Annotated in this window: 6 protein-coding genes and 1 pseudogene; 2 read left to right on the forward strand and 5 right to left on the reverse strand. The window is 75.3% G+C overall.

Going from position 1 to position 5,926, the window contains the following annotated elements; translation table 11 throughout:
• The coding region (locus tag CWIS_RS10690) for a hypothetical protein (protein WP_197080824.1) at nucleotides 1-283 on the forward strand (283 nt) is incomplete at its 5' end.
• Nucleotides 262-1,200, forward strand: a complete 939-nt coding sequence (locus CWIS_RS10695; RefSeq protein WP_048343284.1) for an energy-coupling factor ABC transporter permease — start codon at nucleotides 262-264, stop codon at nucleotides 1,198-1,200. The genes CWIS_RS10690 and CWIS_RS10695, both read left to right, overlap by 22 nt.
• A 28-nt stretch (nucleotides 1,201-1,228) precedes the next feature.
• Here the strand turns inward: CWIS_RS10695 and CWIS_RS10700 are convergent, their stop codons facing one another.
• From CWIS_RS10700 to CWIS_RS10720, 5 genes and pseudogenes are all read right to left on the reverse strand, one after another.
• On the reverse strand, nucleotides 1,229-2,179 hold the full coding sequence (locus CWIS_RS10700) for an L-lactate dehydrogenase (protein ID WP_048343285.1): 951 nt from the start codon (nucleotides 2,177-2,179) through the stop codon (nucleotides 1,229-1,231).
• 127 nt (nucleotides 2,180-2,306) lie between these two features.
• Nucleotides 2,307-2,567 (reverse strand): annotated as a pseudogene (locus tag CWIS_RS10705) (DUF4031 domain-containing protein); the annotation flags it as partial.
• Nucleotides 2,564-3,400 (reverse strand): hypothetical protein, encoded by an 837-nt coding sequence (locus CWIS_RS10710; RefSeq protein WP_229747279.1) that lies wholly within the window; start codon nucleotides 3,398-3,400, stop codon nucleotides 2,564-2,566. The pseudogene CWIS_RS10705 and the gene CWIS_RS10710, both read right to left, overlap by 4 nt.
• A 78-nt stretch (nucleotides 3,401-3,478) precedes the next feature.
• The gene (locus CWIS_RS10715) at nucleotides 3,479-5,245 is read right to left on the reverse strand and encodes a cell wall metabolism sensor histidine kinase WalK (RefSeq protein WP_231583790.1); all 1,767 of its coding nucleotides are present in this window, start codon (nucleotides 5,243-5,245) and stop codon (nucleotides 3,479-3,481) included.
• Nucleotides 5,242-5,926 (reverse strand): response regulator transcription factor (locus CWIS_RS10720; RefSeq protein WP_048343287.1); only part of this gene is annotated, 685 nt, incomplete at its 5' end. The genes CWIS_RS10715 and CWIS_RS10720, both read right to left, overlap by 4 nt.

Raw genomic sequence — 5,926 nt, forward strand, 5'->3', positions numbered from 1 at the left:
ACGGCACCACGGGTGGGACGGCGCGGGGCCTGACGAGCGGCGCGGCGTCGTCGTGCTCGACCTGCACGGACCCGGTGCCCTCGCCCGCGCGGTCGGCGCCGCCGCCCACGTCGCCGACGTCGGACCGCTCGTCGGCCGCTGGCGGACCGCCCTGCGCGCCGACGCCGCGGCACCCGAGGGCACCGGCGCCCCCACCGCACCCACCGCACCCACCGCCGACGCACCGCCCGGCACCACCGGTATCGACGACAGGAGCACGCCATGCATGTCCCCGACCACGTGATGGACCCCGGCACGAGCCTCGCGACGGCCGTCGTCGCGGGCGCCGCGCTCACCTACGCCGTGCGTCGCGCGCGCGCCGAGGCGACCCGTGAGCGCGTCGCGCTGACCGCCGTCGCGTCCGGCTTCGTCTTCGCCGCGCAGATGGTCAACTACCCGGTCGCGCCCGGCACGAGCGGGCACCTCGTCGGCGCCGCGCTGGCCGCGGCGCTCGTCGGGCCGTGGCTCGGGGCGCTCGCGGTGACCGCGGTGCTCGTGGTGCAGGCCGTGCTCTTCGCCGACGGCGGCGTCACCGCGCTCGGCGTGAACGTGCTGCTCATGGTGGGTGTCGGGACGCTCGTCGGGTGGTCGGTGCAGCGACTCGTCGCGCGGCTCGCGACACGCGTGCCCGACGTCGGACGCGTCGCCCTGGCCGCCGCGGGCGGCGCGCTGGCGTCGGTCCCGGCCGCCGCGCTCGCGTTCGTCGCGCTGTACGCGGTGGGTGGTACGGCCGACGTCGGGCTCGGCGCGGTCTCGGCCGCGATGCTCCCCGTGCACGCGGCGATCGGGCTCGGCGAGGCGGTGATCAGCGGCGTCGCCGTCGCCGGCGTCGCGGTGCTGGCGCCCGGCGTCACGGCCCTGGACCCACGCCCGGCCAGCCCCGCCGCGACCCGTCGCGGGTCGCTCGCGCTCGGCATCGGCTCCGTCGTGACGGCCGGTGGGCTGTCCGCGCTCGCCGTCAGCGCCCCGGACGGTCTGGAGTGGGCGGCCCAGCGTGTCGGCTTCGACCACACCTTCGGCTCCGTGCTCGCGGAGGTCCCGCTGGCCGACTACGGCGCGGTCACAGGGGTCCCGGGCGGCGTCGCGGGCCTCGCAGGGGTCGCCGCGGTCGCGGTTCTCGTCGTCCTCGGCCTGCGCCGATCCTCGACCGCACCGGCCTGACCGAGCGCCGGCCCGTGGCCGCGGCCGGCTAGAGGCCGAGCGCGTGCTGGGTGGCCAGGAGGGTCTGGGCCGAGTGCTGGAGCTGGTCCTCCTCGTCGGGCGTGGTCGACATGTCTGGGACGTACTGCACGCCGCCCCCACCGACGACGCTCGGCACCGACAGGGCGACACCGTGCAGCCGGTGCAGGCCGTCGTGCACGGTGCTGACCGGCAGGACGGCGTGCTGGTCGCCGAGGATCGCCTCGATGATCCGCGCGCACGCCAGGCCGATCGCGAGATTGGTCGCGCCCTTGCCCTCGATGATCCGGTAGGCGGCGTCCCGCACGTCCTGCGTGATCGCGTCGAGCTCGGCAGGCGTGAAGCGGTGGCCGTCGGGCGCGACCCAGTCGAGCACGGGCGTCGTGCCGATGCGCGCCTGCGACCACAGCGCGAAGCCGGTGTCGCCGTGCTCACCCACGATGTCGGCGTGCACGCTGCCGGCGGACACCAGCGCGCGGTCGGCGACGAGGCGGCGCAGGCGCGAGGTGTCGAGCACCGTGCCCGACGAGAAGACGCGCGACGCCGGCAGGCCCGTGATCTGCTGCGCGGCGACCGTGAGCACGTCGCACGGGTTGGTGACGATGCAGTAGACCGCGTTCGGCGCGTGCTCGAGCAGGACCGGGAGCAGGCCCTCGAGCAGCCGCACGTTGGTGCCCGCGAGGTCGAGCCGGGTCTGCCCGGGCCGCTGCTTGGCGCCCGCGGTGAGGACGACGAGGTGCGAGTCCGCGACCACCTCCGGGTCCGACCCGCCGACGACGCTGCCGCCCGTGAACCAGGTGCCGTGCGCGAGGTCGAGCACCTCGGCCTCGACCTTCGGCCGGTCGATGTCGTACAGCGCCACGGTGTGCGCCGACCCGCGGATCAGCGCGGCGTACGCGATGCTCACGCCGACGCTCCCCGCGCCGACGACCGTCAACCGGGAGTTCTCGATCCTGGCCACGCGATCACGCTAGCCCCGCACCCGCGCGCGGGCAGGGCGAGCGGCGACCGCCGGCGAAGGGGGCGGGTCGGGCGGGGTCGGGTGGGGCTACGGCATCGACGGGCGTCGACGGTCTGCGGTCGGGTCAGTGGCGGTCGCGCGCCGGGATGCGCAGCCCGCTCGCGCGCAGGCGGCGGATGAGCTCGCGCGTCCCCACCGGTACGGCACCGGCCGCGACGAGCTCGTCGTACCGCTCCCGGGGCACGTCGTAGTGGTCGCGGTCGAACGCGCGGGGCGGCACGCCCGCCCCCGCGGCGAACGCGTGCAGCTCGGCGAGCGACGCGTCACTGACCAGGTGCCCCCACGTGGTCCCGTGGCGTGGCCACAGCGGCGGGTCGAGGAGGATCACGGCGTCGCCGCGGGACCCTCGCCGACGAACGGCCCCTCGCCGGAGTGCCTGGTCGCACCGGGGGTCGCGTCCGACTGCTGACCCGACTGCCGCGCCGCCTCGCGCTCGAGCTCGACGCGCTCGTCGTGCACCGCGCGCGCGGCCTCGAACGCCGCCTGCTCCTTCTCGAGCCGCTGCAGCTCCGCCTCGACGTTCTGCCGCGCGGGCTCCTCCCACGCCTGGGCGAGCGGCGAGGAGAACAGCGACGGGCGCGCCAGGAGCTTGCGCAGGATCCGGGCGCGCGCACGGACGTAGTCCTCGGCGGGCAGGTGCGCGTACTCGGCGCGCACGTCGTGCAGGTACGCCTTGTAGCGCTGCGGCTCGGTCGCCAGGACCGCGAGGTCCGCGTCGCACAGCACGGCACAGTCGACGTCGAGCGAGTTCGGCGAGTGCCGGACGAGCGCGACGACGAGGTCGTGCACGCGCCGCGCGTGCGCCTCCGGGACGCCGAGCCCGACGAGCTCGTCGTAGGCGACGCGGGCGCTCGCGGCCTCGTCCTCGCCGCCCTTGTTCGCGTAGGCCTTGCGGTCCGCGGAGTCGAACACCGCGCCGTGGTACCAGGCGGCGAGCCGCACGAGGTCGGGTTCGTGGCTCTCGGAGTCGAGCTCGTCGACCCGGACCAGCACGTCGACCAGGTGCTTGACGTTGTGGAACTCGCGGCCCGGGGAGGACCAGCGCTCCAGGAGCCTGTCGCCCGCGGCACGGATCTGCTCGGGTGCCGCGGTGGCTCCGGCACCGACGACATTGCGGACGAACGCCGGGACGAGCCAGGCAGGCGCTTCGTGGACGCCCATGGACCACCCTCACGACGACGACTGGGAACGGGTCAGCATAGCCCCGCGCGCGGCGTCGAACGGGGCGGCTTCGTCCCGCTACCGCCCGATGTGCGCCCCCGTCGGCGGGGCGCCCGGCGCGTCGCCCGGTGAGTCGCCTGGTGAGTCGTCCGTCGCGGCGCGCTGCGGGTCGGGTGACTCGTGCGTGGCACCACCCCGTCCCGGCCGCGGTGGTGCCGCCGGGATCTCGACGCGCACGGTCGTGCCGCCACCGGGCGTCGCCGACAGGCGCACGTGGCCGTCGTGCGCGTCGACGATGGCCGCCACGATCGCCATCCCGAGACCCGCGCCGCCCGAGGACCGGCCCCGTGAGGCGTCGACCCGGTAGAACCTCTCGAACACGCGCGCGGCGTGCTCGGGGTCGATGCCCGGGCCGTGGTCGCGCACCTCGATGACGCCCACCGGTCCGCCGGGAGCCCCGTCCCGGGCGTCGGCGTGCGCCAGTCCCACGGCGATCTCGACGGGCGACCCCGCCGGCGTGTGCTGCGCGACGTTCCCGACGAGGTTCGCGACGACCTGCCGCAGCCGCGCCTCGTCGCCGTCGACCGTCGTCGGGCCCGTGACCCCGCCCGGCGTGAGCGGCACGATGCGCGTGCTGCGCGACGGGTCGAGCGCGTGCAGATCGCTCACCGCGTCGGCTGCGACGACCGTGAGGTCCACCTGCGTGCGCCGCATCGGGCGCTGCTCGTCGAGCCGGGCGAGCGACAGGAGGTCCTCGACGAGCCGGCCCATGCGCGTCGCGGACGACTCGATGCGCCCGAACGTGTCGTCGACCTGGTCCTTCGTCGTCAGCGCACCCATGCGGTACAGCTCGCCGTACCCGCGGATCGCGGCCAACGGCGTGCGCAGCTCGTGCGACGCGTCGGCGACGAACCGGCGCATGCGCGCCTCGGAGGCCGTGCGCACGGCGAACGCCTCCTCGATCTGCGCGAGCATCCCGTTGAGCGCCGCGCCGAGCCGCCCGACCTCGGTCGAGACCGGCGCGGGCGGCACGCGCTGCGAGAAGTCGCCTGCCGCGAACGCCGCCGCGGTCTGCTCGATCTGCGTCAGCGGCCGCAGCGAGCGTCGGACGGCCCACCAGCCGACGAGCGCGCCCGCGAGCAGGATCACCGCGCCGGAGGTGACCAGCACGAGCGCCATGAGCTGGATGGTGTCGTCGATGTCGGCGAGCGGGAGGGCGACCATCAGGGCGACCGGCTCGTTGGTGAACGTGTTGGTCGCGGGCAGCGCGACCACGCGCCAGTCGGAGCCCCGGTCGGACGTGACCGTGAACGGCTCGCCGCCCCGCTCCTCGGCCTCGGCGTACGTCATGCGCGGCAGCGAGGGCGTGCCGCGCTTCGCCAGGACGCTCGCGCGCGGCGAGAACAGCGTGTGCACCACGCCCGTCTCGACTGCCGCGCCGTAGTAGTCCGTCGGCGGTCCCTGCGACTCCCACGGCTCGTCCTGCGTGCGGTACGTCGTGACCAGCTGGACGCCCTCGGTCGCGAGCTTGTCGTCGACCTGGTCCACGAGCGTGCGCTGCACGAGCCACGTCGCGGTCACGCCCGCCAGGACGAGCCCGACGAGCAGCAGCACCGTGGAGATGCCGAGCAGCCGCCCGACGAGCGGCACCCCGCTCCACCAGCGCACGGCCTCGCCGACGACGCCGGGCTCGGCCCCGTCGGTCGCGCGCCCGGCCGCGGAGCCGCCAGGCTCGCTCGTCGGCGCGGGTTCGTTCGTCGGTGCCTGCTCGTCGGTCGGGGTCGGCGCGGTCGCCGGACGCCGGGCCGGGGGCGGCGGGACGGGACCGGGGTCGCGGACCGTCACGACGTCGTGCGCAGGAGGTAGCCGACCCCGCGCTTGGTGTGGATGAGCGGCGGCAGCTTCTCGCCGTCCGGGCCGGTCAACGAGTCGACCTTGCGGCGCAGGTAGGAGATGTACGACTCGACGATGTTCGCGTCGCCGCCCCAGTCGTACTGCCACACGTGGTCGAGGATCTGCGTCTTGGACAGCACCCGGCCCGCGTTGAGCATGAGGTAGCGCAGGAGCTTGAACTCGGTGGGGGACAGGTCGATCTCCTGCCCCGCGCGGCGCACCTCGTGCGAGTCGTCGTCGAGCTCGAGGTCGGCGTAGCGCAGCACGTTGGCCTGGTCGTCGTCGCCGGGGCCCGTGCGCCGCAGGATCGCCCGGATCCGCGCGACGACCTCCTCGAGGCTGAACGGCTTGGTCACGTAGTCGTCGCCGCCGACGGTCAGCCCCTGCACCTTGTCGGACGTGTCGTCCCGCGCGGTGAGGAACAGCACGGGCATGTGCTGGCCCTTCTCGCGCAGGCGCCGCGTGACGGTGAACCCGTCCATGTCGGGGAGCATCACGTCGAGCACCAGGAGGTCCGGCTCGAGGTCGCGCGCCATGCGCAGCGCTGCGCCGCCGTCGGCCGCGGCATGCACCTCGAAGCCCGCGAAGCGCAGGCTCGTGGCCAGCAGCTCCCGGATGTTCGGCTCGTCGTCC

Source organism: Cellulomonas sp. A375-1, assembly GCF_001040865.1.
Taxonomy (GTDB): Bacteria; Actinomycetota; Actinomycetes; order Actinomycetales; family Cellulomonadaceae; genus Cellulomonas; species Cellulomonas gelida.